Source organism: Paraburkholderia sp. IMGN_8 (genome assembly GCF_038050405.1).
Classification (GTDB): domain Bacteria; phylum Pseudomonadota; class Gammaproteobacteria; order Burkholderiales; family Burkholderiaceae; genus Paraburkholderia.
Genome location: NZ_CP150900.1, coordinates 384247 through 408748 on the forward strand (window position 1 = coordinate 384247; position 24502 = coordinate 408748).

General features: G+C 63.2%; 30 protein-coding genes and 1 pseudogene. 30 read left to right on the forward strand and 1 reads right to left on the reverse strand.

From position 1 onward, the window contains the following. Positions 1-177: 177 nt before the first annotated feature. The 29 genes and pseudogenes from WN982_RS01905 to tatC all read left to right on the forward strand — a co-directional run bounded on the left by WN982_RS01905 (position 178) and on the right by tatC (position 22280). Positions 178-1308: an FAD-dependent oxidoreductase gene (locus WN982_RS01905; RefSeq protein ID WP_341314130.1), complete on the forward strand. Its 1131-nt coding sequence runs from the start codon at positions 178-180 to the stop codon at positions 1306-1308. A gap of 72 nt (positions 1309-1380) precedes the next feature. Further along, the gene (gene thiS, locus WN982_RS01910; protein WP_341314131.1) at positions 1381-1578 is read left to right on the forward strand and encodes a sulfur carrier protein ThiS; all 198 of its coding nucleotides are present in this window, start codon (positions 1381-1383) and stop codon (positions 1576-1578) included. Positions 1579-1634: 56 nt separating this feature from the next. Beyond that, a complete protein-coding gene (locus WN982_RS01915; RefSeq protein ID WP_341314132.1) occupies positions 1635-2450 on the forward strand; it encodes a thiazole synthase in 816 nt (271 codons plus the stop codon). Then, positions 2447-3550, forward strand: a complete 1104-nt coding sequence (gene thiE, locus WN982_RS01920; protein WP_341314133.1) for a thiamine phosphate synthase — start codon at positions 2447-2449, stop codon at positions 3548-3550. The genes WN982_RS01915 and thiE overlap by 4 nt, the downstream gene beginning before the upstream one ends. Positions 3551-3644: 94 nt before the next feature. Continuing rightward, positions 3645-4466 carry an ABC transporter ATP-binding protein gene (locus tag WN982_RS01925; RefSeq protein WP_341314134.1) on the forward strand — a complete coding sequence of 274 codons (822 nt, stop codon included), beginning with the start codon at positions 3645-3647 and terminating at the stop codon, positions 4464-4466. After that, positions 4463-5230 (forward strand): lipid asymmetry maintenance ABC transporter permease subunit MlaE, encoded by a 768-nt coding sequence (gene mlaE, locus WN982_RS01930; RefSeq protein WP_341314135.1) that lies wholly within the window; start codon positions 4463-4465, stop codon positions 5228-5230. Before WN982_RS01925 ends, mlaE begins: the two co-directional genes overlap by 4 nt. A gap of 91 nt (positions 5231-5321) precedes the next feature. After that, on the forward strand, positions 5322-5879 hold the full coding sequence (gene mlaD, locus WN982_RS01935) for an outer membrane lipid asymmetry maintenance protein MlaD (protein ID WP_341314136.1): 558 nt from the start codon (positions 5322-5324) through the stop codon (positions 5877-5879). Between the two features lie 11 nt (positions 5880-5890). Next, positions 5891-6895 carry a VacJ family lipoprotein gene (locus WN982_RS01940; protein ID WP_341314137.1) on the forward strand — a complete coding sequence of 335 codons (1005 nt, stop codon included), beginning with the start codon at positions 5891-5893 and terminating at the stop codon, positions 6893-6895. A 114-nt stretch (positions 6896-7009) separates the two neighbouring features. Further along, positions 7010-7642: an ABC transporter substrate-binding protein gene (locus WN982_RS01945; RefSeq protein ID WP_341314138.1), complete on the forward strand. Its 633-nt coding sequence runs from the start codon at positions 7010-7012 to the stop codon at positions 7640-7642. Further along, positions 7639-7932, forward strand: coding sequence for an STAS domain-containing protein (locus tag WN982_RS01950; protein WP_341314139.1), 294 nt, complete (start codon positions 7639-7641; stop codon positions 7930-7932). Before WN982_RS01945 ends, WN982_RS01950 begins: the two co-directional genes overlap by 4 nt. Before the next feature lie 171 nt (positions 7933-8103). Then, entirely contained in the window at positions 8104-9036 is a 933-nt protein-coding gene (locus WN982_RS01955; RefSeq protein WP_341314140.1) for an ABC transporter ATP-binding protein, read from the forward strand. Beyond that, entirely contained in the window at positions 9033-9797 is a 765-nt protein-coding gene (locus WN982_RS01960) for an ABC transporter permease (protein ID WP_341314141.1), read from the forward strand. The genes WN982_RS01955 and WN982_RS01960 overlap by 4 nt, the downstream gene beginning before the upstream one ends. 15 nt (positions 9798-9812) lie before the next feature. Then, positions 9813-10052, forward strand: coding sequence for a BolA family protein (locus tag WN982_RS01965; RefSeq protein WP_006052280.1), 240 nt, complete (start codon positions 9813-9815; stop codon positions 10050-10052). A 111-nt stretch (positions 10053-10163) separates the two neighbouring features. After that, positions 10164-11426, forward strand: coding sequence for a UDP-N-acetylglucosamine 1-carboxyvinyltransferase (gene murA, locus WN982_RS01970; protein ID WP_341314142.1), 1263 nt, complete (start codon positions 10164-10166; stop codon positions 11424-11426). After that, positions 11423-12121, forward strand: a complete 699-nt coding sequence (gene hisG, locus WN982_RS01975) for an ATP phosphoribosyltransferase (protein ID WP_341314143.1) — start codon at positions 11423-11425, stop codon at positions 12119-12121. Before murA ends, hisG begins: the two co-directional genes overlap by 4 nt. A gap of 48 nt (positions 12122-12169) precedes the next feature. Continuing rightward, complete coding sequence (gene hisD / locus WN982_RS01980; RefSeq protein WP_341314144.1) at positions 12170-13492, forward strand: histidinol dehydrogenase; 1323 nt, start codon at positions 12170-12172, stop codon at positions 13490-13492. A 206-nt stretch (positions 13493-13698) separates the two neighbouring features. After that, positions 13699-14769, forward strand: coding sequence for a histidinol-phosphate transaminase (gene hisC, locus WN982_RS01985; RefSeq protein ID WP_341314145.1), 1071 nt, complete (start codon positions 13699-13701; stop codon positions 14767-14769). Positions 14770-14872: 103 nt separating this feature from the next. Beyond that, complete coding sequence (gene hisB, locus WN982_RS01990) at positions 14873-15460, forward strand: imidazoleglycerol-phosphate dehydratase HisB (protein ID WP_006052285.1); 588 nt, start codon at positions 14873-14875, stop codon at positions 15458-15460. Between the two features lie 47 nt (positions 15461-15507). Next, a pseudogene (locus WN982_RS01995) lies at positions 15508-16127 on the forward strand (MarC family protein). Beyond that, entirely contained in the window at positions 16124-16765 is a 642-nt protein-coding gene (gene hisH / locus WN982_RS02000; protein WP_341314146.1) for an imidazole glycerol phosphate synthase subunit HisH, read from the forward strand. Before WN982_RS01995 ends, hisH begins: the two are co-directional and overlap by 4 nt. A gap of 214 nt (positions 16766-16979) precedes the next feature. Then, positions 16980-17732 carry a 1-(5-phosphoribosyl)-5-[(5-phosphoribosylamino)methylideneamino]imidazole-4-carboxamide isomerase gene (gene hisA, locus WN982_RS02005; protein ID WP_042329166.1) on the forward strand — a complete coding sequence of 251 codons (753 nt, stop codon included), beginning with the start codon at positions 16980-16982 and terminating at the stop codon, positions 17730-17732. A 179-nt stretch (positions 17733-17911) separates the two neighbouring features. Beyond that, the gene (gene hisF, locus WN982_RS02010) at positions 17912-18685 is read left to right on the forward strand and encodes an imidazole glycerol phosphate synthase subunit HisF (protein WP_341314147.1); all 774 of its coding nucleotides are present in this window, start codon (positions 17912-17914) and stop codon (positions 18683-18685) included. Position 18686: 1 nt separating this feature from the next. Further along, positions 18687-19097 (forward strand): phosphoribosyl-AMP cyclohydrolase, encoded by a 411-nt coding sequence (gene hisI, locus WN982_RS02015; protein ID WP_341314148.1) that lies wholly within the window; start codon positions 18687-18689, stop codon positions 19095-19097. Continuing rightward, on the forward strand, positions 19094-19468 hold the full coding sequence (locus WN982_RS02020; protein ID WP_341314149.1) for a phosphoribosyl-ATP diphosphatase: 375 nt from the start codon (positions 19094-19096) through the stop codon (positions 19466-19468). Before hisI ends, WN982_RS02020 begins: the two co-directional genes overlap by 4 nt. Positions 19469-19553: 85 nt before the next feature. Further along, on the forward strand, positions 19554-19949 hold the full coding sequence (locus WN982_RS02025) for a hypothetical protein (protein ID WP_341314150.1): 396 nt from the start codon (positions 19554-19556) through the stop codon (positions 19947-19949). 100 nt (positions 19950-20049) lie between these two features. Next, entirely contained in the window at positions 20050-20415 is a 366-nt protein-coding gene (locus WN982_RS02030) for a histidine triad nucleotide-binding protein (RefSeq protein ID WP_341314151.1), read from the forward strand. A gap of 250 nt (positions 20416-20665) precedes the next feature. Beyond that, positions 20666-20905, forward strand: a complete 240-nt coding sequence (tatA, locus tag WN982_RS02035; protein ID WP_341314152.1) for a Sec-independent protein translocase subunit TatA — start codon at positions 20666-20668, stop codon at positions 20903-20905. 39 nt (positions 20906-20944) lie between these two features. Beyond that, positions 20945-21466 carry a Sec-independent protein translocase protein TatB gene (gene tatB / locus WN982_RS02040; RefSeq protein WP_341314153.1) on the forward strand — a complete coding sequence of 174 codons (522 nt, stop codon included), beginning with the start codon at positions 20945-20947 and terminating at the stop codon, positions 21464-21466. Between the two features lie 34 nt (positions 21467-21500). Beyond that, positions 21501-22280 carry a twin-arginine translocase subunit TatC gene (gene tatC / locus WN982_RS02045; RefSeq protein ID WP_341314154.1) on the forward strand — a complete coding sequence of 260 codons (780 nt, stop codon included), beginning with the start codon at positions 21501-21503 and terminating at the stop codon, positions 22278-22280. A 130-nt stretch (positions 22281-22410) separates the two neighbouring features. Here tatC and WN982_RS02050 read toward each other — a convergent pair whose 3' ends face one another. Next, positions 22411-23631 (reverse strand): Do family serine endopeptidase, encoded by a 1221-nt coding sequence (locus WN982_RS02050; protein ID WP_341314155.1) that lies wholly within the window; start codon positions 23629-23631, stop codon positions 22411-22413. 19 nt (positions 23632-23650) lie between these two features. Between WN982_RS02050 and WN982_RS02055 the strand changes: the two genes are divergently transcribed. Continuing rightward, a complete protein-coding gene (locus tag WN982_RS02055) occupies positions 23651-24397 on the forward strand; it encodes a Nif3-like dinuclear metal center hexameric protein (protein ID WP_341314156.1) in 747 nt (248 codons plus the stop codon). The last annotated feature ends 105 nt before the right edge of the window (positions 24398-24502 follow it).

The following is a 24502-nucleotide window of genomic DNA, read 5'->3' on the forward strand; positions in this document are numbered from 1 at the left end:
TTGCCCGGCCGGCCTTACCCGCCGGTTTCGTCCTGGGTACGTGCGCTTGTTGCCGTACGGAAAGGACTCGATGACCGCCTATTCTTCAGACATGAGTTTTGCTCTTCGCCACGCTGCTGTCGGCGTGCCGCGCTGCTTTGGCTTGGCTTGCCGTTGCGGTGATCGGGAGTGTGCACGATGAACCGTCCTGCTCAACCCGATTTCGCGGTGCTCGGCGGCGGCCTGTGCGGACGCCTCGTCGCGTGGCGTCTTGCTGGGCAAGGGTATCGCGTGGCGCTCTATGAGCGTGGCGACGCTGCCGGTTCGCAAGCCGCCGCGTGGGTCGCCGCGGCGATGCTGGCGCCGCTTGCCGAAGCCGCCAGCGCCGAGTTGCTGATTACGCGGCTGGGCGCGAGCTCGCTCGAAAGCTGGCCGCGTGTGCTGGCCGAATTGCCCGAACCGGTGTTTTTCCAGCGCAACGGCACGCTGGTCGTATGGCATCACGCCGACCGCACCGAAGCGCCGCTGTTCGAACGCCGGGTGCGCTCGAACGCGCCTGCCGAACTGCTCGATGGCGGCTTTGTGACGCTCGCCGGCGCGCAGGTCGGCGCCGCCGAACCCGCGTTGGCGGGCCGCTTCAATCAGGGCTGGCTGCTGCCGCGCGAAGGGCAACTGGATAACCGCCAGGTATTGTCCGCGCTGGCCGCGGGTCTTGCCGAGCGCGGCGTCGAAACGCATTGGAACACGGCTGTCGACGATCATGCGTTGCCGCCCGCGCGCGTCACGATCGATTGTCGCGGTCTCGGCGCGAAGGCGGTTCTGCCCACATTGCGCGGCATTCGCGGTGAAGTCGCGCGCGTGCATGCGCCCGGTATCAACCTGACGCGGCCGGTGCGCCTGTTGCATCCGCGCTATCCGCTCTATATCGCGCCGAAGCAGGACGATCTCTACGTGATCGGCGCAACCGAGGTGGAAGGCGAGGACATGTCGCCGGTCAGCGTGCGCTCGGCGCTCGAACTGCTGAGCGCGGCATTTTCCGTGCATCCCGGTTTCGGCGAGGCACGCATCCTCGAACTGAATTCGCAGTGCCGCCCGACTTTGCCGGACCACCGTCCGGCGTTGCTGTGGGACGGCGCGCAGACCTTGCGCGTGAACGGCCTGTACCGGCACGGCTACATGATCGTGCCCGAAGTCGCCGACGAAGCCGTGCGCTTCGCCGCGGCGCTGCTCGACGGCCGCATCGGCGATGCCGACGCGTTTGCGGACTGGCAACGCGACGCGCGCTGGAGCGAGCTGTTTCAACTGGATTCCACGCGGGAGCCGGCATGAGCGCTGCGGTTTTTAATGCACGCATTGCACGCTGCGCCGCTACCGCCATCGATTGAACCGTATTCGAACACCATGGACATTCATATCAACCAGAAGCCGTTGTCGCTGCCCGAAGGCGCGACAGTCGCCGATGCGCTCGCCGCGTTCGGCGCGCGTCCGCCGTTCGCGGTCGCGCTAAACGGCGATTTCGTCGCGCGCTCCCAGCATGCGGCGCGCGCGCTGCAGCCGGGCGACAAGCTCGATGTCGTGCAACCCGTGGCCGGCGGCTGAGCCTCGTCGAGGCCCGACTGAACCGCCACGCATTGCCGGAGACAAGGATTATGCAAATGATTTCCCCCCGACCCGCCGACGCGCTCACGCTGTACGGCGAAACCTTCGCCAGCCGCGTGCTGCTCGGCACGTCACGCTATCCGTCGCTGCAATCGCTGTCCGATTCGATCGACGCCGCGCGGCCCGGCATGGTTACCGTCGCGCTGCGCCGGCAGATGAACGAAGGTGGCGCCGAAGCCGGCTTCTTCGATCTGCTCAAACGCCACGGCGTGCCGCTGCTGCCGAACACGGCCGGCTGCCTGACCGTGGGCGAGGCGGTGACGACCGCGCACATGGCGCGTGAGATTTTCGAAACCGAGTGGATCAAGCTCGAACTGATCGGCGACGACTACACGTTGCAGCCCGATCCGGTCGGCCTGATCGAAGCGGCCGCGCAGCTGATCAAGGACGGCTTCAAGGTCCTGCCGTATTGCACCGAAGATCTGGTGATCGGCCGCCGTCTGCTGGATGCGGGCTGCGAAGCGCTGATGCCATGGGGCGCGCCGATCGGCACCGGCAAGGGCGTGATCAATCCGTACGGCCTGCGGGTGTTGCGCGAGCGGCTGCCCGATGTGCCGCTGATCGTCGACGCAGGCCTCGGCGTGCCGTCGCACGCGGCGCAAGTGATGGAGTGGGGCTTCGATGGCGTGCTGCTGAACACCGCGGTATCGCAGGCGACGCATCCCGACGCCATGGCGCGCGCCTTCGCGCTGGGCGTCGAGGCGGGCCGCCAGGCCTTTCTGGCGGGACCGATGGCCGAGCGCGAAAGCGCGCATGCGAGCACGCCGGTGGTCGGCATGCCGTTCTGGCATCAAGACGGGAGCGCCGCATGACGCAGACTTTGCTTTTGAAGGATCGCGACGTCTTCTGGCCGCCCGCCGACGAACTCACCGAAGCCGCCGAACGCATCCGCGCCCGTCTGGGCGACTGGCCGCCGACGCACGCGCCGTGGCGCATTTGCCTGACCGCGCCGGACGAGCCGAACGGCGGCGACCTGATCATCGTCGCCGACACGCAGCAGCATGGCGAGCAGGTGGCGCGCTGGCTGGTGCAGGGCGCGGGCGTGATTGAAGCCGCGGAGAACCGCGCGGCACTGCATCTGGGTGGCGAAAAATACCGTCTGGAGGGCCACCTGGCGGAAGACTGGATCGCCGCGCTGGCGGCGTTTCTGGACTGCGGTTTCGATCCGCACGACGCGCTGGTGCTGGCGCTGGCCTGGCGCGACGGCGACGAAACCCGTGCGGACGACGCATTTCCGGCCGACCTCGGGCGTTTCCCGCGTATCGCCGGTTTGCCGGACGCGCCGGCGCAAGCGTTCGCGCGTTGCCCGGACCGGCTGGGTCTGTATCCGGTGCTGCCGACCGCGGATTGGGTCGAGCGCGTGGTGGGCTTCGGCGTGAAAACCATTCAGTTGCGCCGCAAATCGGCCGAACCCGTCGATGAACTGAAGCGCGAAATCGCCCGTTGCGTCGCCGCCGGCCGCGAGCACGACGCCCAGGTTTTCATCAACGATCACTGGCAAGCCGCGTTGGAAGCGGGCGCATACGGCGTCCACCTCGGCCAGGAAGATGTCCATACCGCCGACTTGCCGGCGCTTGCCGCGGCGGGTGTCCGGCTCGGTTTGTCGACTCACGGTTTCTACGAGATTCTGACCGCGCTGCATTTCCGGCCAAGCTATATTGCACTGGGCGCGGTGTTCCCCACCACCACCAAAGTCATGCCCACGGCGCCGCAGGGCCTGAGACGCCTCGCGCGTTACGTGCGGCTGCTCGACGACGTCGTGCCGCTCGTGGCGATCGGCGGAATCGACCTGCAGGTGTTGCCGGACGTGCTGGCGACCGGCGTGGGTTGCGCAGCGGTGGTGCGGGCGGTGACGGAAGCGGCCGATCCGGCTGCCGCCGTTTCTGCGTTGCAACACGCGTTTACGCAATAATCGTCAACTTGAGTAAAGGGACAGGGCACCTCACGGCAACTTTCGCATGATGGCCCTATAATTCGGCCTTCCGTGTAAAAGGACTGTCAGTTTCGTGTCTTCCTCCCCCGAGACCTTACTCGAGCTGCGCGACGTCGACTTCGGTTATGGCGACCGGCCCGTCCTGTCGAACCTGAATCTGCGCTTCAAGCGCGGCCAGGTCGTCGCAGTCATGGGCGGCTCGGGTTGCGGCAAAACCACGGTGCTGCGTCTGATCGGCGGTCTGGTGCGCGCACAGCGCGGCCAGATCCTGTTTCATGGCCAGGACGTCGGCCAGCAGACGCGTGAAGGCCTCTACGCGCTGCGCCGCAAGATGGGTATGCTGTTCCAGTTCGGCGCGCTGTTCACCGATATGTCGGTGTTCGAAAACGTCGCCTTCGCGCTGCGCGAGCACACCGATCTCCCCGAAGAACTGATCCGCGACCTCGTGTTGATGAAGCTCAACGCGGTCGGCCTGCGAGGCGCCCGCGATCTGCCGCCGTCCGAGATTTCCGGCGGCATGGCGCGGCGCGTGGCGCTGGCTCGCGCGATTGCCCTCGATCCCGAGCTGATGATGTACGACGAGCCGTTCGCCGGCCTCGATCCGATTTCGCTCGGCATCACCGCGAACCTGATTCGCGCGCTGAATCAGGCACTTGGCGCAACGTCGATCCTCGTCACGCACGACGTGCCCGAATCGTTCGCGATCGCCGATTACGTGTATTTCCTCGCCAACGGCGGCGTTCACGCCGAAGGCACACCGGCCGAGCTGCGCGCGTCGACCGATCCTACGGTGCGCCAGTTCATCGACGGCGCGCCGGACGGTCCGTTCAAATTCCACTATCCCAGCAAGACGCCGCTCGCGGCGGATTTCGGCATCGGCGGGGGGCAGTCATGATCAGTACACTCGGTCGCTCGGTGCTCGACGGGTTGGGAATGGCCGGCTACGCCACGCGCTTCTTCTTCAGGCTGGTGCTCGAGTTTTTCCCATTGCTGCGCCGTCCGCGCCTTGTCACAAAGCAGATCCACTTCGTCGGCAATTATTCGCTGGTGATCATCGCGGTGTCGGGCCTGTTCGTCGGCTTTGTGCTCGGCTTGCAGGGCTATTACACGCTGAACCGCTACGGCTCCGAACAGGCGCTCGGGCTCCTGGTCGCACTCTCGCTGGTGCGCGAACTCGGGCCGGTGGTGACCGCGCTGCTGTTCGCGGGGCGCGCCGGTACGTCGCTGACGGCCGAAATCGGACTGATGAAGGCGGGCGAGCAACTGACCGCGATGGAAATGATGGCGGTGGACCCGGTCAAGGTCGTGGTCGCGCCGCGCCTGTGGGCAGGCATTATTTCCATGCCGATTCTGGCCGCGATTTTCAGCGCCGTCGGCGTAGTAGGCGGTTATGTGGTTGGCGTGCTGCTGATCGGCGTCGATGCCGGCGCGTTCTGGTCGCAGATGCAAGGTGGCGTCGATGTCTGGCGCGACGTCGGCGCCGGGGTCGTCAAGAGCGTGGTGTTCGGCTTCGCGGTGACTTTCGTGGCGCTGTTTCAGGGCTACGAAGCCAAGCCGACGCCGGAGGGCGTGTCGCGCGCCACGACCAAGACCGTCGTGTACGCGTCGCTTGCCGTACTCGGCCTCGATTTTCTGCTGACTGCACTGATGTTCAGTTAAGACTGCGCCGCACGTTTCCCGTCGGCGGGCGCGTCACTGATCGCGCGCGGCGGGAGTACGGATGGCGAGGCGGATTCACTTTGGGATAACGATGAAAAAGACTGCTCTCGACTTCTGGGTCGGCCTGTTCGTGGTGTTGGGTTTCGTGGCGTTGCTGTTTCTCGCGCTGAAGGCCGGCAACATGAGCTCGTTGTCGTTTCAGGCAACGTACCCGGTCAAGCTCAAGTTCGACAATATCGGCGGACTGAAGGCGCGCGCGCCGGTGAAAAGCGCGGGCGTGACGGTTGGCCGGGTCGCGTCGATCGGCTTTGACAGCAACGCGTATCAGGCTGTCGTGACGATCGATCTCGACAAGCAATACCAGTTTCCGAAAGACAGTTCGGCGAAGATCCTGACCTCGGGTCTGCTCGGCGAGCAATACATCGGGCTCGAACCCGGCGGCGACAGCGAGATGCTCAAGGCGGGCGACGCGATCTCGATGACGCAATCGGCGATCGTGCTGGAGAACCTGATCGGACAATTTCTGTACAGCAAGGCGGCAGACTCGGGTGCGTCCAAATCCGGCTCATCTGCTGCTGCACCTGCCGCGGCGCCAGCGCCGGCGGTTCCGGCACCGACCCTGCCCGCTTCCGGCGCGGCTGGTCAATAAGGAGAACAAGAATGCAGACCATACGGCTCAGAGGCGTGCGCGCCTTCCAGGTCGCGACGCTGGCGGTGGCGGCAGCCACGCTCGCCGGCTGCACGACCGTGCAGACGCCGACCAAGGGCGACCCGCTGGAGGGTTTGAACCGCACGATCTTCACCGTCAACGACAAGCTCGACCAGTACGCGTTGAAGCCGGTCGCGAAGGGCTACGTCTGGGCGACGCCGCAACCGGTGCGCGACAGCGTCACCAACTTCTTCTCGAATATCGGCGACGTCTACATCGCGGCCAACAACCTGCTGCAATTGAAGATTACCGATGGCGTCGAAGACATCATGCGGATCGTGATCAACACGGTGTTCGGTGTCGGCGGCCTGTTCGACGTGGCGACGCTCGCGAAGCTGCCCAAGCATGACAACGACCTTGGTCTGACGCTCGGCCACTATGGCGTGCCGGCGGGGCCGTACCTCGTGCTGCCGCTGTTTGGGCCGAGCACGGTGCGCGACGCGGTCGGCTCGATCGGCAACTATTATGTGAACCCGCTAAGCTACATCGATCCGCCGGGTTTGAGCTGGGCGCTGTATGGGCTGAACGTGATCAACACGCGCGCGAATCTGCTTAGCGCGGGCGAAGTGCTGGAAGGCGCCGCGCTCGACAAGTACTCGTTCGTGCGTAATGCGTATCTGCAACGCCGTCAGTATCTGCTGTCGGACGGCAAGCAGTCGGCGGCGCTGCCGAACTACGGCGACGAAGCGCCGCTGCCGAAGTACGAGGACGTCGGCGGCGGCGCGGCTGCGGCAGGCACGCAGGGTGCTGCGGCGAAGGCTGCCACAGCGCCGCAGGCGGCTTCGGCGGCCGGCGCGACGACAGGTACGACCAGTGCGGCTGCGCCCGAAGCCGCGTCCGGCACGTCGGAAACGCCGCCGCTCGATATGAACGGCGGTCCGGAAACGACCCAGATTCCGGCAGGTCAACTGGTCCCGCCGACGCGTTTTAACTTTCCGTCATTCAAATTGCGTTGATTGTGCTGCCGTAACACCTCGATACGACTCTCGCAGTTTGCGCATGGATTGCTGCTGAACTCGCGTGTTAATGTCCGCTCAAACGGTTGCACTATTTTTAAGGCAAGGCTCGATATGAAAAAATTCTTTCTGATTCCGTTCTTCGTTGCGTTGTTCTCGTTCGGAAGTGCCGGTGCATCGGCACAAACCGTCGATTCGAGTTCGCCGGATACGCTGGTCAAGACCGTCACCCAGCAGGTGATCGACGCGATCCACGCCGACAAGTCGATCCAGCAAGGTGATATCTCGCACATCACCCGGCTCGTCAACGAAAAGATCCTGCCGTACACCGACTTCCGCCGTACCACGCAACTGGCGATGGGCCGCAACTGGCGTACCGCCACGCCGGACCAGCAAAACGCCGTGGTCGAGCAGTTCAAGGCGCTGCTGATCCGCACGTACTCGGGTGCGCTCGCCCAGGTCCGCGACCAGCAGATTCAGTACAAGCCATTCCGCATGAACCCGGACGACACCGACGCGGTGGTGCGCTCGGTGGTGATGAACAACGGTTCGCCGATCGAACTCGACTACCGTCTGTACAAGACGCCGCAAGGCTGGCGCGTGTATGACATCAACGTGCTCGGCGCATGGCTGATCCAGGCGTATCAGCAGCAGTTCAACGAGCAGATCCAGCAAAAGGGCGTGGACGGACTGATCCAGTTCCTCACGCAGCGCAACCAGCAACTGGCCTCGGGCAAGCAGTCGTGAGCGAGGTGCTGAGCCCCGTCGTGAGCCGCTTCGACAGCGGCGCGACGCTGACCCACGCGAGCGCGAAAGCCGCGCTCGCGGCGGGTTTGCAGCGGATCGCAGCGGGCGCGAAGGGTGTCGATTGCGCGCCGCTCGCGCAGTTCGATTCGTCCGCGCTTGCCGTCCTGCTCGCGTGGCAGCGTGCCGCCCAGGCACGCGGCGCCGCGTTCGAGATTGTCAATCTGCCGGCTGGTCTCGCCAGTCTCGCGCAAGCCTACGGCGTCGACACCCTTCTGCCGGCGCGACATTGACGCACTAATTGCGTCACTCCCAATCCCCTTGGCCGAGCAGGGGCTGTCGATTTTTGCCCTATAATCAAACGTTTTTTGGGGCACATAACCGGCCCCAATTGCGTTCCTTCCAGCACTTTTGCGCCCCCGTTAGGGCTCCTTTAGGCGCCGCGATGCCCGCGGCGCACAGTCATGTCAGCCATAGAAATTCGTAACGTCAAGAAGCGCTACAAGGACTTACAGGCGCTCAAGGGCGTCAGCCTCACGGTGGAAGAAGGCGAGTTTTTCGGACTGCTCGGTCCGAACGGCGCGGGCAAAACGACGCTCATCAGCATCCTCGCCGGTCTCGCGCGTGCCGATGAAGGCAGCATCGCCGTGCGCGGGCACGATGTCGTCGACGATTTCCGTCTGGCGCGCCGCGCGCTCGGCGTGGTGCCGCAGGAACTCGTGTTCGATCCGTTCTTCACGGTGCGCGAAACCTTGCGCATTCAATCCGGCTACTTCGGCCTGCGCAATAACGACGCGTGGATCGAGGAGATCATGGCCAATCTCGACCTCACCGACAAAGCCGACGCTAACATGCGCGCGCTGTCGGGCGGCATGAAGCGCCGCGTGCTGGTCGCGCAGGCGCTGGTGCACCGGCCGCCGGTGATCGTGCTCGACGAGCCGACCGCGGGTGTCGATGTGGAATTGCGTCAAACCTTGTGGAAATTCATCTCGCGCCTGAATCGCGAAGGTCACACGATCGTGCTGACCACGCACTATCTGGAAGAGGCCGAATCGCTGTGCGACCGTATCGCGATGCTGCGGCGCGGCGAGGTGGTCGCGCTCGAGCGCACCAGCACGCTGCTGCAACGCTTTGCGGGCATGCAATTGTTTCTGCGCTTCGCGCAAGGCGCGTTGCCCGTCGAGTTGCGTCCGCTCGAAGTGGAAAGCGGCGCGGGCAACGGCAATGGCCGTCAGCATCTATTGCGTCTGGCGAGCTACGACGACGTCGAGCGGATTCTCGCGCAGTGCCGCGCGGCGGGTTGCACATTGGAAGAAATCGAGGTCCGCAAAGCCGACCTCGAAGACGTGTTCGTTCAGGTGATGAACGGTCCGGAAGTGATCGAGGGGCTTGCATGAGCGGCTATAGTGGATTCGGCACGCTGTTTTACAAGGAAATCCTGCGCTTCTGGAAGGTGTCGTTCCAGACCGTGCTGGCGCCCGTCATCACCGCGCTGTTGTATCTGACGATTTTCGGCCATGCGTTGCGCGATCATGTGCATGTGTATCCGGGCGTCGAATACACGAGCTTCCTGATTCCGGGCCTCGTGATGATGAGCGTGTTGCAGAATGCGTTTGCGAATAGCTCGTCGTCGCTGATCCAGTCGAAGATCACCGGCAACCTGGTGTTCGTGCTGTTGCCGCCGCTGTCGCACTACGAGATGTTCGGCGCCTATGTGCTCGCCGCCGTCGCGCGTGGTTTGGCGGTCGGCTTCGGCGTGTTCATCGTGACGATCTGGTTCGTGCCGGTCAGCTTCAGCGCGCCGTTGTACATCATTCTGTTCGCGGTGTTCGGCGCGGCGATCCTCGGCACGCTTGGTTTGATCGCCGGGATCTGGGCCGAAAAGTTCGATCAGCTTGCCGCGTTTCAAAACTTTCTGATTATGCCGCTCACGTTCCTCTCGGGCGTGTTCTACTCGACGCATACGCTGCCACCGGTGTGGCGCGAAGTGTCGCGACTCAATCCCTTTTTCTACATGATCGACGGCTTTCGCTACGGTTTCTTCGGGATGTCGGATATCGATCCGCTCGTGAGCCTCGCGATTGTCGCCGGTTTCTTCGTGGTGCTGGCCGTAGTGGCGATGCGTATGCTTGCCTCCGGCTACAAACTGCGCCACTGATCAGGAGCTTCTCTCATGTTGCCGACTCCCGAACAGGTCAAGCAATACATTGCAGCTGGGCTCGCTTGCCAGCATCTCGAAGTCGAAGGCGACGGCCAGCATTTCTTTGCGACCATCGTTTCGCCGAGTTTCGAAGGCAAGCGTCTGATCCAGCGCCATCAACTCGTGTACGCGGCGCTCGGCGACCGCATGCGCGAAGAAATCCACGCGCTCAGCATGAAAACGCTGACGCCCGCCGAATGGCAGAACGCGTAATCTGGAAATTTAGTGCGAATTACTCAAGAAGGGCGCGACGTCGGTAGCGGCGCGTCGAACACAGGCAAAGCAGGCCCGGCTGAAGTCCGGGTACATCAGGAACTGACAGGCATGGATAAACTCGTCATTGAAGGTGGCTACACGCTTTCGGGTGAAGTCGTCGTCTCAGGTGCGAAGAATGCGGCGTTGCCGATCCTGTGCGCGGGTCTGCTCAGCGCGGAGCCGGTGCATCTGGAAAACGTGCCCGACTTGCAGGACGTGCGCACGATGCTCAAGCTGCTCGGCCAGATGGGCGTGCGTATCGAGAGCGGCGCGGGGCGTGTGGCGCTGGATGCGTCGAAGGTCGATAACCTCGTCGCGCCGTATGAACTGGTGAAGACGATGCGTGCGTCGATCCTCGTGCTCGGCCCGCTGGTCGCGCGCTTCGGTCACGCCAAGGTGTCGCTGCCGGGCGGCTGCGCAATCGGCGCGCGTCCGGTCGATCAGCACATCAAGGGCCTGCAGGCGATGGGCGCCGAGATCACGATCGAGCACGGTTTCATCGAAGCACGCGCGAAGCGTCTCAAGGGCGCGCGTATCGTGACCGACATGATTACCGTGACCGGTACTGAGAACCTGCTGATGGCGGCCGTACTGGCCGAAGGCGAAACGGTGATCGAGAACGCCGCGCGCGAGCCGGAAGTCGGCGACCTCGCGCATCTGCTGGTCTCGATGGGCGCCAGGATTGAAGGCATCGGCACGGATCGTCTGGTGATCCAAGGCGTCGACAAGCTGCATGGCGCGAAGCACACGGTGATTCCGGATCGCATTGAAGCCGGCACGTTCCTGTGCGCGGTGGCTGCCGCCGGTGGCGACGTCACGTTGCGCAAAGTGCGTCCGCTGATTCTCGAAGCCGTGACGGACAAGCTGCGCGAAGCGGGCGTGACGATCGAGGAAGGCGAGGACTGGATGCGCGTTCGCATGGACAAGCGTCCGAGCGCGGTCACCTTCCGCACTTCCGAATACCCCGCGTTCCCGACCGACATGCAAGCGCAGTTCATGGCGCTGAACGCGATCGCTGACGGCACTTCGCAAGTCGTTGAAACGATCTTCGAAAACCGCTTCATGCACGTGCAGGAATTGAACCGTCTCGGCGCCAACATCACGATCGACGGCAACACCGCGCTCGTGACCGGCGTCGACAAGCTCTCGGGCGCGAAGGTGATGGCCACCGACCTGCGCGCGTCGGCGAGTCTCGTGATCGCCGCGCTGCGTGCCGACGGCGAAACGCTGATCGACCGCATCTATCACCTGGATCGCGGCTACGACCGGATGGAAGCCAAGCTCACCGCCATCGGCGCGAAAGTGCGCCGCATCGCCGGGAGTCAGGCATGAGTTCGATGCCGCAAACGTCGTCGTCGCCGGCGGTGAGCGCGCCGCTCACGCTGGCTTTGTCGAAAGGGCGTATCTTCGAAGAGACGCTGCCGCTGCTCGCCGCAGCGGGCATCGAAGTGGCTGAGGACCCGGAAACCTCCCGCAAGCTGATCCTGCCGACCACCGATGCGAACCTGCGCGTAATCATCGTGCGCGCGACCGATGTGCCGACGTACGTCGAGTACGGCGCCGCAGATTTCGGCGTGGCCGGCAAAGACGTGCTGCTCGAACATGGCGGCAGCGGGCTGTATCAGCCGGTCGATCTGGATATCGCGCGTTGCCGGATGTCGGTCGCAGTGGCGGCGGGCTTCGATTACGCCAGCGCAGTGCGCCAGGGCGCACGCCTGCGTGTGGCCACCAAATATGTGGAAACCGCGCGCGAGCATTTCGCCGCCAAGGGCGTTCACGTCGACCTGATCAAGCTGTACGGCTCGATGGAACTGGCGCCGCTGGTTGGCCTCGCTGACGCGATCGTCGACCTGGTCAGCTCGGGAAATACCTTGCGCGCCAACAATCTTGTCGAGGTCGAGGAGATCATGCAGATTTCGTCGCGCCTCGTTGTGAACCAGGCGGCGCTGAAGCTCAAGCGCGCCGCGCTGCGGCCGATCCTCGACGCGTTCGAACGCGCGTCGAAGCCCGGCGCTGCGGCGGCCTGAGTAGTTTGACCCCGCTGTAAAGCGCGCCTTACCGAAACGGATACCCGTATGCCTATCAAGATTCGCAAACTCGATTCCACGGCTCCCGACTTCCAGAAGTCGCTGCACGCGGTGCTCGCGTTCGAGGCGAGCGAGGACGAAGCAATCGAGCGCTCGGTCGCGCAGATTCTGAATGACGTGAAGGTGCGCGGCGATGCCGCGGTGCTCGAGTACACGAACCGCTTCGACCGCGTCGATGCGACGAGCGTCGAGGCGCTCGAGTTGCCGATGTCGGAACTCGAAGCGGCGCTCGAAGGCCTCGAACCGAAGCGTCGCGCGGCGCTCGAAGCGGCGGCTGCGCGCGTGCGTGGTTATCATGAGAAGCAGAAGATCGAGTGCGGCAGCCATAGCTGGCAGTACACGGAAGCCGACGGCACCGTGCTCGGCCAGAAGGTCACGCCGCTGGATCGCGCCGGTATTTACGTGCCGGGCGGCAAGGCGGCGTACCCGTCGTCGGTGCTGATGAACGCGATTCCGGCGCGGGTGGCCGGCGTGCGCGAAATCATCATGGTCGTGCCGACGCCGGATGGGGTGAAGAATCCGCTGGTGCTGGCGGCTGCCTTGCTGGGCGGCGTGGACCGCGTGTTCACGATCGGCGGCGCGCAGGCAGTGGGCGCGTTGGCGTATGGCACGCAAACCGTGCCCCCCGTCGACAAGATCTGCGGCCCGGGCAACGCGTACGTCGCGTCGGCCAAGCGCCGCGTGTTCGGCACGGTCGGCATCGACATGATCGCCGGACCGTCGGAGATTCTCGTGCTGTGCGACGGCACCACCGATCCCCGCTGGGTCGCGATGGACCTGTTCTCGCAAGCCGAGCACGACGAACTCGCGCAATCCATTCTGCTGTGCCCGGACGACGCGTTCATCGGCCGTGTTCAAGACGCGATCGACGAACTGCTGCCGACCATGCCGCGTCGGGACGTGATCAGCGCATCGCTCGAAGGCCGCGGCGCGCTGATCAAGGTGCGCGACATGGCCGAAGCCTGCGCGATCGCCAACGACATCGCACCGGAGCACCTCGAAATCTCCGCGCTGGAGCCGCATCAATGGGGCAAGCTGATCCGCCACGCCGGGGCGATCTTCCTCGGCCGCTACACCAGCGAAAGCCTCGGAGACTACTGCGCGGGGCCGAATCACGTGCTGCCTACGTCTCGTACCGCACGGTTTTCATCACCGTTGGGTGTCTATGATTTCTTCAAGCGCTCGAGCGTGATCGAAGTCAGTGCGGAAGGCGCGCAGACGCTCGGCGAGATCGCCGCCGAACTCGCCTACGGCGAAGGCCTGCAGGCGCATGCCCGCAGCGCCGAATACCGGATGCGGCAGAACGGCTAAAAGAGCGGCTAAATGCGCAGCTGAACGAGGCCGAATGCGGAGAACCCGATGATGGCGCAGGCGGGCATCGAGCCGATGCCCGCGAACTCCACCGACGGATTTCGCGCGGTTTCCCGTTAAATAACGACAATACAGACCAACCTGGAGCGGCCGGCCTGCCGCCGATGCCAGGCCGGCTTCTCCCTTGCGGCCCGGTCCGCTGACTTATGACGACACCTCAAGACATCATCCGCCGCGACGTGCTCGCGATGACGAGCTATCCGGTTCCGGACGCGACGGGCTACATCAAGCTCGACGCGATGGAAAACCCCTTTCCGCTGCCGCCGGTGCTGGCCGCGCATCTGGGCGAGCATCTGGCCGGTGTCGCGCTGAACCGTTATCCGGCGCCGCGTCCGGAAGCGCTGATCGAGAAGATCAAGCGCGTAATGGGCGTGCCGGCCGGCTGCGACGTGCTGCTCGGCAACGGCTCGGATGAAATCATCAGCATGGTGTCGATCGCTTGCGCCAAGTCGGGCGCCAAGGTGCTCGCGCCGATGCCGGGTTTCGTGATGTACCAGATGTCGGCGAAGCTGGCGAATCTGGAGTTCATCGGCGTGCCGCTGAAGGCCGACTTCACACTCGACACCGAGGCCATGCTGGCCGCGATCGCCGAGCATGAGCCGGCCATCGTCTACCTGGCCTATCCGAACAATCCGACTGGCACGCTCTACGACGACGCCGACATGGAGCGCATCATCGCCGCGGCCAACAAAAGCCTCGTGGTGATCGACGAGGCTTATCAGCCGTTCGCGCAGCAAAGCTGGCTGCCGCGCGCCGACGCGTTCGACAACGTCGTCGTGATGCGCACGGTGTCCAAGCTCGGTCTGGCCGGGATCCGCCTCGGTTATCTGGTGGGCAAGCCCGCGTGGCTGACCGAATTCGACAAAGTGCGGCCGCCGTACAACACTAATGTGCTGACGCAAGCCGCCGCCGATTTCCTGCTCGACCACGTCGACGTGCTCGACAGCCAGGCCGCGCAACTGCGCGAAGAACGCACGAAACTGGCGCAAGCCGTGGCCCAGTTGCCGGGCGCCGAAGTGTTCCCGAGCGCCGGCAACTTCCTGCTGGTGCGGGTGCCCGATGCATCCGTTATGTTCGAAACGCTGCTGGCGGCACGGGTTCTGATCAAAAACGTGAGTAAAATGCATCCATTGCTGGCTAATTGTGTGCGTTTGACCGTCGGTTCCCCTGACGAAAACGCCCAACTGGTCGCCGCACTGAAACTCGTGCTGCATTGAATGGCGTTAAATAGCCGTGTCGGCGCTTCTGCATAGCGCGCGCGGCCAGCCGTTTTCCCCTCCCACACTACTATCGCTTTCTAGCTTGATTCGAGGAATTACCATGCGCCTTGCGGAAGTCGTTCGCAATACCAGCGAAACGCAGATCCGTGTGAAGATCAATCTGGACGGCACCGGTCAGCAGAAACTGGCCACCGGCGTGCCGTTCCTCGACCACATGCTCGACCAGATCGCGCGGCATGGGTTGTTCGATCTCGACATCGAAGCGCATGGCGACCTGCACATCGACGACCACCACACAGTCGAAGACACCGGCATCACGCTGGGTCAGGCGGTCGCGAAAGCCATTGGCGACCGCAAGGGCATCCGCCGCTACGGTCATTCTTACGTGCCGCTCGACGAAGCACTGTCGCGTGTCGTGATCGACTTTTCCGGTCGGCCCGGGCTCGAATTCCACGTGCCGTTCACCCGCGCGCGCATCGGTACGTTCGACGTCGATCTCTCCATCGAATTTTTCCGCGGTTTCGTGAATCACGCCGGCGTAACGCTGCATATCGACAACCTGCGCGGCCTGAACGCCCATCACCAGATGGAAACCGTGTTCAAGGCGTTCGGACGTGCGTTGCGCATGGCCGTCGAACTGGACGAACGCGCGGCGGGGCAGATTCCGTCGACCAAGGGCAGCCTTTAAACGACTCACTGACCAGGACCGGCTGCGCTCACGCGCGCCGGTATGCGATGGACATTCTGAAGTCGTTTATTTCGCTGCTGGCGCTGATCAACCCGGTCGGCGCCATCCCGTTCTTCATGAGCCTGACGGCCCATCAGGGCGATGTCGAGCGGCGCAGAACCATCCGTATCGCGGCGATTTCGGTGTTTTGCGTGATTGCGGTGACCACGCTGCTCGGGCAGCAGATCATCAGCTTCTTCGGCATTTCGGTCGGCTCGCTCGAAGTGGGCGGCGGGATCATCATGCTGCTGATGGCGATCAACATGCTGAACGCGCAGATCGGCAACAGCCGTTCGACGCCGGAAGAGCGCGACGAAGCCGAGCAGAAGGACAACATCGCGGTCGTGCCGCTGGCGATTCCGCTGTTGACCGGCCCGGGCGCGATGAGTACGACGATCATCTATGCGGCGGGCTCGGCGCACTGGTACGACCGGCTCAGCCTGATCGCAATCGGTGCGGCGCTGGCGGCGATCTGCTTTTTTCGCTGCGCCTTGCCGAACCGATTGCCCGCTGGGTGGGCCGCACGGGTATCAATATCGGCACGCGGCTCATGGGTTTGATGTTATCGGCGCTGGCGGTGGAATTCATCGTCGATGGATTGAAGGCATTGCTGCCTAATTTGAAATGAAAACTTCGATAGCGATTGTGGATTACGGAATGGGCAACCTGCGTTCGGTTGCTCAGGCGCTGCGCAAAGCCGCGCCCGAGGCGGACGTGGCGATCGTCGATCAGCCGGAGGCAATTCGCTCGGCCGACCGCGTGGTGTTGCCCGGCCAGGGCGCGATGCCGGACTGCATGCGCTGTCTCGGCGAGTCCGGCCTGCAGGAGGCGGTAATCGAGGCGTCGCGCACGAAGCCGCTGATGGGCGTGTGCGTCGGCGAGCAGATGCTGTTCGACTGGAGCGCCGAGGGCGATACGCCCGGCCTCGGTCTGCTGCCCGGCAAGGTGCTGCGTTTCGACCTCGAAGGCCAGCTGCAGGACGACGGCTCGCGCTTCAAGGTCCCGCAAATGGGCTGGAACCGCGTGCGTCAGGCGCAGCCGCATCCGCTGTGGGACGGCGTCGCGGATAACGCGTTCTTCTATTTCGTGCACAGCTATTACGTCGTGCCGGAGAATGCGGCCCACACCGCGGGCGAAACGGTGTACGGTGTGCCCTTTACCTCGGCGGTGGCGCGGGATAACATCTTCGCGACCCAATTTCACCCGGAAAAGAGCGCCGAAGCGGGCCTGCGCGTGTATCGCAACTTCGTGTACTGGAACCCGTGAGCGCCTTTCTTCTTCCTGTTGCCGTGCGCTGTTGCGCCACAAGCGTGGCGGCTGCCGCGTGCTACAACCGCAGCATGACGATTTCTCAGCTCCATCGCGCCCAGCAAGGATGCCGAAAGAGTTGTACTAAACTAGCGGAACGGCGTTGCGACGAGCTGGCTCACCAGCCGCTGCCGCCGACCTTCAACCACCTCCCAGACAACACCCGATTGCTATGCTGCTGATTCCCGCCATCGACCTGAAAGATGGTCAGTGTGTACGCCTCAAACAAGGCGATATGGACCAGGCGACGATATTTTCCGAGGAACCGGCGGCGATGGCCCGGCATTGGGTCGACCGCGGCGCCCGGCGTCTGCACCTCGTCGACCTGAATGGCGCATTCGCCGGCAAGCCGAAGAATGAAGACGCGATCCGCGCGATCATCGAGGAGGTGGGTGGCGAGATTCCCGTCCAGCTGGGCGGCGGCATCCGCGACCTGAACACGATCGAACGTTATCTGGACGACGGGTTGTCGTATGTGATCATCGGTACGGCCGCGGTGAAGAATCCGGGCTTTTTGCAGGATGCGTGCACGGCGTTCGGCGGCCATATCATCGTCGGGCTGGATGCGAAAGACGGTAAAGTCGCGACCGACGGCTGGAGCAAGCTGACCGGCCATGAAGTGGCGGATCTGGCGCGCAAATTCGAGGATTACGGCTGCGAATCGATCATCTACACCGACATCGGCCGCGATGGCATGCTGCAAGGCATCAACATCGAAGCGACGGTGCGCCTTGCACGCGCGGTGAAGATTCCGGTGATCGCGAGCGGCGGTCTGTCGAACCTCGCGGACATCGAATCGTTGTGCGAGGTCGAGGACGAAGGCATCGAAGGCGTGATCTGCGGCCGGGCAATTTACTCGGGCGATCTCGACTTCGCTGCTGCGCAGACCCTCGCGGACCGGCTGCGCGAATCGGACGACGCCTGAACGGCGCAATCCGCTCAAGCGGCCTTAAGCGGGCTTAAGCGGACGTAATGGCGCGTCCTGAAGGCGCCTCATGCCGTACGTGTTCGAGACACTTGCGACGTGACGCGGCTAGCCGCGCCGGCATTGTGCCGCTCCCGAATGAGCGGCCTCATCAGCGGTATTGGCAGAATTGCAAGATCATGGCACTAGCTAAACGCATCATCCCCTGTCTCGACGTCACGGCTGGTCGCGTGGTCAAGGGCGTCAACTTCGTCGAATTGCGCGATGCGGGCGACCCGGTCGAAATTGCTCGCCGCTACGACGATCAGGGCGCCGACGAACTCACCTTCCTCGACATCACCGCCACCTCTGACCAGCGCGATCTGATCCTGCCGATCATCGAAGCGGTCGCCTCGCAGGTGTTCATTCCGCTGACGGTCGGCGGCGGCGTGCGCGCCGTCGAAGACGTGCGGCGTCTGCTGAACGCGGGCGCGGACAAGATCAGCATGAACTCGTCGGCGGTCTCGAATCCGCAGCTGGTGCGCGACGCGACGGACAAATACGGCTCGCAATGCATCGTCGTCGCGATCGACGCGAAGCGCGTGTCCGCAGACGGCGAACCGCCGCGCTGGGAAGTTTTCACGCATGGCGGGCGCAAGGCGACCGGGCTGGACGCCGTCGAATGGGCGCGCAAGATGGCCGAACTCGGCGCCGGCGAAATCCTGCTGACCAGCATGGACCGCGACGGCACCAAAAGCGGCTTCGACCTCGCGCTCACGCGCGCGGTGTCGGACGCGGTGCCGATTCCGGTGATCGCTTCGGGCGGGGTCGGCTCGCTACAGCATCTGGCCGACGGCATCAAGAACGGTCACGCGGACGCGGTGCTGGCCGCCAGCATCTTCCACTACGGCGAACACACCGTGGGCGAGGCCAAGCGCTTCATGGCCGATCAAGGCATTTCGGTGAGGTTGTGACGTGGTGAATCCGTCGGACGTGGACTGGCTCGACAAGGTCAAGTGGGACGCGAACGGCCTTGTGCCGGTGATTGCGCAGGAAGCGTCGACGAACGACGTGCTGATGTTCGCGTGGATGAACCGCGAGGCATTGGCGAAAACCGTCGAAACCGGCCGCGCGGTGTATTTCTCGCGCTCGCGCCAGCGCCTGTGGTTCAAGGGCGAAGAGTCTGGCCACGTGCAGCATGTGCACGAAGTGCGGCTCGATTGCGACGAAGATGTCGTGCTGCTGAAGGTCGAGCAGGTGTCGGGCATCGCCTGCCACACCGGCCGCCACTCGTGCTTTTTCCAGAAATTCGAAGGCACGGCTGACGACGGCGACTGGGTCGCCGTCGAGCCCGTGCTGAAAGACCCCGAACACATCTACAAATGACGCAATCCACGCAATCTACTAACGACACGCTGCTGCGTCTCGCTGCCATCATCGACAGCCGCAAGGGTGGCGATCCGGACGTTTCGTACGTCTCGCGCCTGTTCCACAAGGGCGATGACGCGGTTCTGAAGAAGATCGGCGAGGAAGCCACCGAAGTCGTGCTGGCCGCCAAAGACGCGCGCCATGGCGGCGCGCCGAAAGCGCTGGTCGGCGAAGTGGCCGACCTGTGGTTTCATTGCCTCGTGATGCTGTCGCATTTCGATCTGAACCCGGCGGACGTGCTCGCCGAACTCGAGCGCCGCGAAGGCCTGTCGGGTATCGAGGAAAAGGCGCTGCGCAAGAGCCGCGAACGCGAGCAGAACGGCGACTGATTGCCACATAATGTCTTGAAGTAGCGAACGCCGGCGCCCACATTGCACTGAACACATCCGACCGCATCCTCAGGAGGACGCAAGCATGGAACAGTCGCACAACAGTTACCCGCCGCCGGCGTATCGCAACGCGATCGACTCCGACCGCGAGCGCAGTCTGCGCACGCTCACCCATGTTCTGTACGCGCTGTATGCGGTCCATTGGCTGACGGGCGGGATTTCGATTCTGATCGCGGTCATCGTCAACTATGTGAAGCGCCAGGATGTGGCCGGCACGCCGTACGAAGCACACTTCGAGTGGCAGATCCGCTCGTTCTGGATGGGCCTGGCCGGCTATCTGATCGGCGGCGCGCTGGTTTTTGTCCTGATCGGCTTTCCGGTTCTGTGGGCCGTCAGCATCTGGATGTTGTACCGTATTATCAAGGGCTGGCTGTATCTGTACGATAACAAGCCGCTCGCGGATCCGCGCGGCTGGTTCTGAGTTTCGTCTGCTGGCTACTGAGCTGGAAAAGAAAACCGCGGAACCGCGCCGAACGCTTCGCGCTTTAGCCATACCGCGGCCATACCGCGTCAGGAATACGATGAGTCACGACCCGAACTGCCTTTTCTGCAAGATCGCCGCCGGCGAGATTCCGTCGACCAAAGTCCATGAAGACGAAGAGTTTATTGCCTTCCGCGACATCCGTCCGGCGGCCGAAACTCACGTGCTGGTGATTCCGCGCAAGCACATCGCGACGCTGTCGAACTGCGCCGAAAGCGACGCATCGCTGCTTGGTAGAATGCTTGTTCTGGTTGCGCGTTTGGCCGACCAGCTGGGCGTCGCTTATACCGGTGGTGAAACCGGGTTTCGCACGGTGATCAATACCGGTCCCGGCGGCGGGCAAGAGGTGTATCACCTGCACGCGCATATTCTGGCGGGGCCGCGTCCGTGGCACCGAATGGGCTGACGAATGGACGATTGATTGGCCGTCGCTCGCATGACGAGTTTTGGCCACGGACAATAGCGCAGCGGTGTTTCTGCCGCGTTGTAATTACGCCGACGCGATCGTCTGGTCACAATCATATTCACTGTGCCGCCGGTTGAATCGGAAGAGCCTGCGGTAACGTATAGATGAAGCGTACGCGCTTCGATTCACGCCGCAAGGCATAAGAGTTTTGCCGCATCTGTAGGCGGCGTCGGGGTTAAGGAGAGTAGTCATGGGTTCGTTGAGTATTTGGCATTGGCTGATCGTGTTGTTGATCGTCGCTCTGGTGTTCGGCACGAAGAAGCTGCGCAATATCGGCACTGATCTGGGTGGCGCGGTGAAGGGCTTCAAGGAAGGCATGAAAGAAGCCGAAACGCCGGCTGACGCGCAACAGCAGCGCGAACTGCCGCGCAACGGCGCCGTGGATGTGGACGCGAAGGAAAAGACGCCGCGTTCCGGCGATTACCGCTAAGCCGCGGCCCAACCGCGTTACTGACGGACACTTCACTTCATGCTGGACCTCGGTCTAACCAAGATGGCGCTGATCGGCGTCGTCGCGCTGGTCGTACTCGGGCCTGAGCGCCTGCCACGCGTGGCCCGCACGGCCGGCGCGCTGTTCGGCCGCGCGCAGCGGTATATCAACGACGTCAAGGCCGAAGTCACGCGCGAAATCGAACTCGACGAGTTGCGTCGCATGAAAAGCGAGTTCGAAGCGGCGGCGAGCAACGTCGAAACCACTGTTCACGACAATCTGCGCAAGCACGAAACCGAGCTGAACGACGCCTGGAATTCGGGCACGTCGGTGTCGCCGAGCATTGCCGGCGGCGCGCTCGAAGGTGACGTGGGCACTTCGTCGTGGCAGACCAGCACGCCGCCCGCGGGACCCAGGCGCAAGAACTGGCGCGTCAAACAAACGGCCATGCCCACCTGGTACAAGCGCGCCACGACGCGCCGCACGCGCGTGCAATCGGGCGCCGCGCGCGTGGCCCGTCACACGCCGGCCACCATGCGTCGTCCGACGCGGTTCTTCTGATGATCAGAACGACAATCTCTAACCGAGGGCCGGTGTGAGCGACCCCCAGCAAACCCAAGACGAAGGCACTGAAGAGACCTTCATTTCCCACCTCGTTGAATTGCGCGACCGCATCATCCGCGCAGGCCTTGCCGTCATCGTGGTGTTTGTCGGACTCGTGTATTGGGCGCCGGACATCTTCCGGCTGTTGGCCCGGCCCTTGATGCAGAATCTGCCGAAGGACGGCAAAATGATCGTCACCGACGTCACCGGTTCGTTCTTCGTGCCGATGAAGGTCACCATGCTGGTCGCCTTCGTGATCGCGTTGCCGATCGTGCTGTACCAGATCTGGGCGTTCGTCGCGCCGGGTCTTTATCAGCATGAAAAGAAGCTGGTCGGGCCACTGGTGGGCAGCAGCTACACGCTGTTTCTGTGCGGCATGGCGTTCGCGTACTTCGTGGTGTTTCCGACCATCTTCCGCGTGATGGCGCACTACAACGCGCCGCTCGGCGCGGAGATGACCACCGATATCGACAATTACCTGAGTTTCGTGCTGACAATGTTTATTGCGTTCGGCGTGACCTTCGAGGTGCCGATCGTGGTCGTGCTGCTGGTTCGCATGAACGTGCTGACCATCAGGAAGCTCAAGGAAATTCGTCCGTATGTGATTGTCGGCGCGTTCGTGGTTTCGGCTGTGGTGACGCCGCCGGACGTGTTCTCGCAGCTGATTCTGGCGATTCCGCTGATCGTGCTGTACGAGGCCGGCATCATCGCTGCGCGGCTGATTGTAGGCAAGCAGCCGGCGGTGGTCGAAGACGCAAGTCCGCCGAATTGATCTGGCGCCTCGCGCGCTGACCAAGCTGGCAAAACAAAAAGGGCAGTCCATTCAGGACTGCCCTTTTTGTTTTGCAACCGCGTTGCTGTTTGGCTTGCCATGTCGCCTGCGGCCTGTGCCGCTGTGCATATCAACCGCCGTCGTCGTCCTGCTGATCGCCGCCGTTGCTGTCCACCGGTTGCTTCGGCGGCGGCGGGCGCTTGCCGATCGCCACGTCCAGATCCATTTCACGGCCCTTGCGCACCAGATGAACCTTGGCGGCCGTGCCCGGTTTGATCTGCGCGATCACGTTCAACAGACGCGTGGTATCGGTGATGTCCTGGCCGTTCACGCTCACCAGGATGTCGCCTGGTTTGATGCCGGCGCGGTCGGCCGGACCGTTCTTCAGCACGCCCGCGACGATCGCACCGGACTTCTGCTCCAGCCCGAACGACTCGGCGATCTCCGGGGTCACATCCTGCGGCTCGACGCCGATCCAGCCGCGCGTCACCGAGCCGGTCGTGATGATGCTCTCCAGCACGCTGCGCGCCGTCGACACGGGAATTGCGAAGCCGATGCCGAGCGAGCCGCCTGAGCGCGAATAGATCGCCGTATTGATGCCGAGCAGATTGCCGTTCACATCGACCAAAGCGCCGCCCGAGTTGCCCGGGTTGATCGCCGCATCGGTCTGAATGAAATTTTCGAAGGTGTTGATGCCGAGGTGATTGCGCCCGAGCGCGCTGACGATGCCCATCGTCACCGTCTGGCCGACGCCGAACGGATTGCCGATCGCGAGCACCACGTCGCCCACGCGCGTCTGGTCCATGCGGCCGAGCGTGATGGTGGGTAGATTGGTCATGTTGACCTTCAGCACAGCGAGGTCCGTTTCCGGATCGACGCCGATCACCTTCGCATTGGTGGTGCGACCATCGGCCAGCGCAATTTCAATCTGATCCGCGCCGTCCACGACGTGCTGGTTCGTTAGAATGTAACCTTCCGAACTCACTATCACACCCGAGCCAAGATTGGAGGCGGGTTGTTCCTGCTGCTTGCCTTTGTTCTTGTCGCCGAAGAAGTAGCGGAACAACGGATCTTTCGCCCGGGGATCGGGCGGCAGCGAGCCATCCTTGCTCGAGAACACATTGACGACCGCGGGCATGGCTTTCTGCGCGGCGTCCGCATACGACGCCTGTGCAGGGCCGCTGCCGATGCCTGGCGCCACTTCCCGAAGGGCGACGATCGGTTCGGCGAGTTGCTTGCCGAATTGCCCTTGACGCTGGAGCCACTGCGGTTTGAGGGTCGCAATGATGAACATCAGCGCCAACAGCACAGTCACCGCTTGGGCAAAGAACAGCCAAAAGCGTCTAAGCATCTGAAGACTAGAGGTTTATATGGATCGGATCGAACTTGAATTGTACTTGAACAATCTCCTTGAAACCGCGCGTTTCAAGGACTATTGCCCCAATGGATTACAGGTCGAAGGGCGCCGCCGGGTCAACAAGCTCGCGACCGGCGTGACCGCGTCAGCGGCCTTCCTGGAGGCCGCGCTCGACTGGGGCGCCGACGCCGTGCTGGTTCATCATGGCTACTTCTGGCGCAACGAGGCGCCGCAGATCACCGGGCGCAAATACGCGCGCCTGAAGCTGCTGCTCGCCAACGATCTGAACCTGTTCGCCTACCACCTGCCGCTCGACGACCATCCCGAGTTCGGCAACAACGCGCAGATCGGCGCAAAGATGGGCTGGATCAGCGACGCACGCTTCGGCGAGAACGACCTCGGCTGGCTCGCCACGTTTCCGATGCCGATCACGCTCGCGCACTTCACCGCGCAAGTCGAGCAGACACTTGGCCGTACACCGCTGGTATTCGGCGACTCGGACCGCGAACTGCGCCGCGTCGGCTGGTGCACGGGCGCCGCGCAAGGCATGTTCGACGCCGCGATCGACGCCGGCGCCGATGTCTACCTGACCGGCGAGGTGTCGGAGTCGGTGATGCACACGTCGGCGGAAAGCGGTGTCGCGTTCCTCGCGGCCGGCCATCACGCGACCGAGCGTTTCGGCGTGCAGGCGGTCGGCAAGCATCTATCCGAGTCGTTCGATATCGAACACCTGTTTATCGATATCCCTAATCCCGTTTGAATTGAAAATCTGCATTAGAGAAGAAAAAGGCATGAATAACGGAGGGGGCACTTAAAAGGAGGTATAAAAAAGTTTGCGATCCGTACGGAGAAACCCTGAGATATC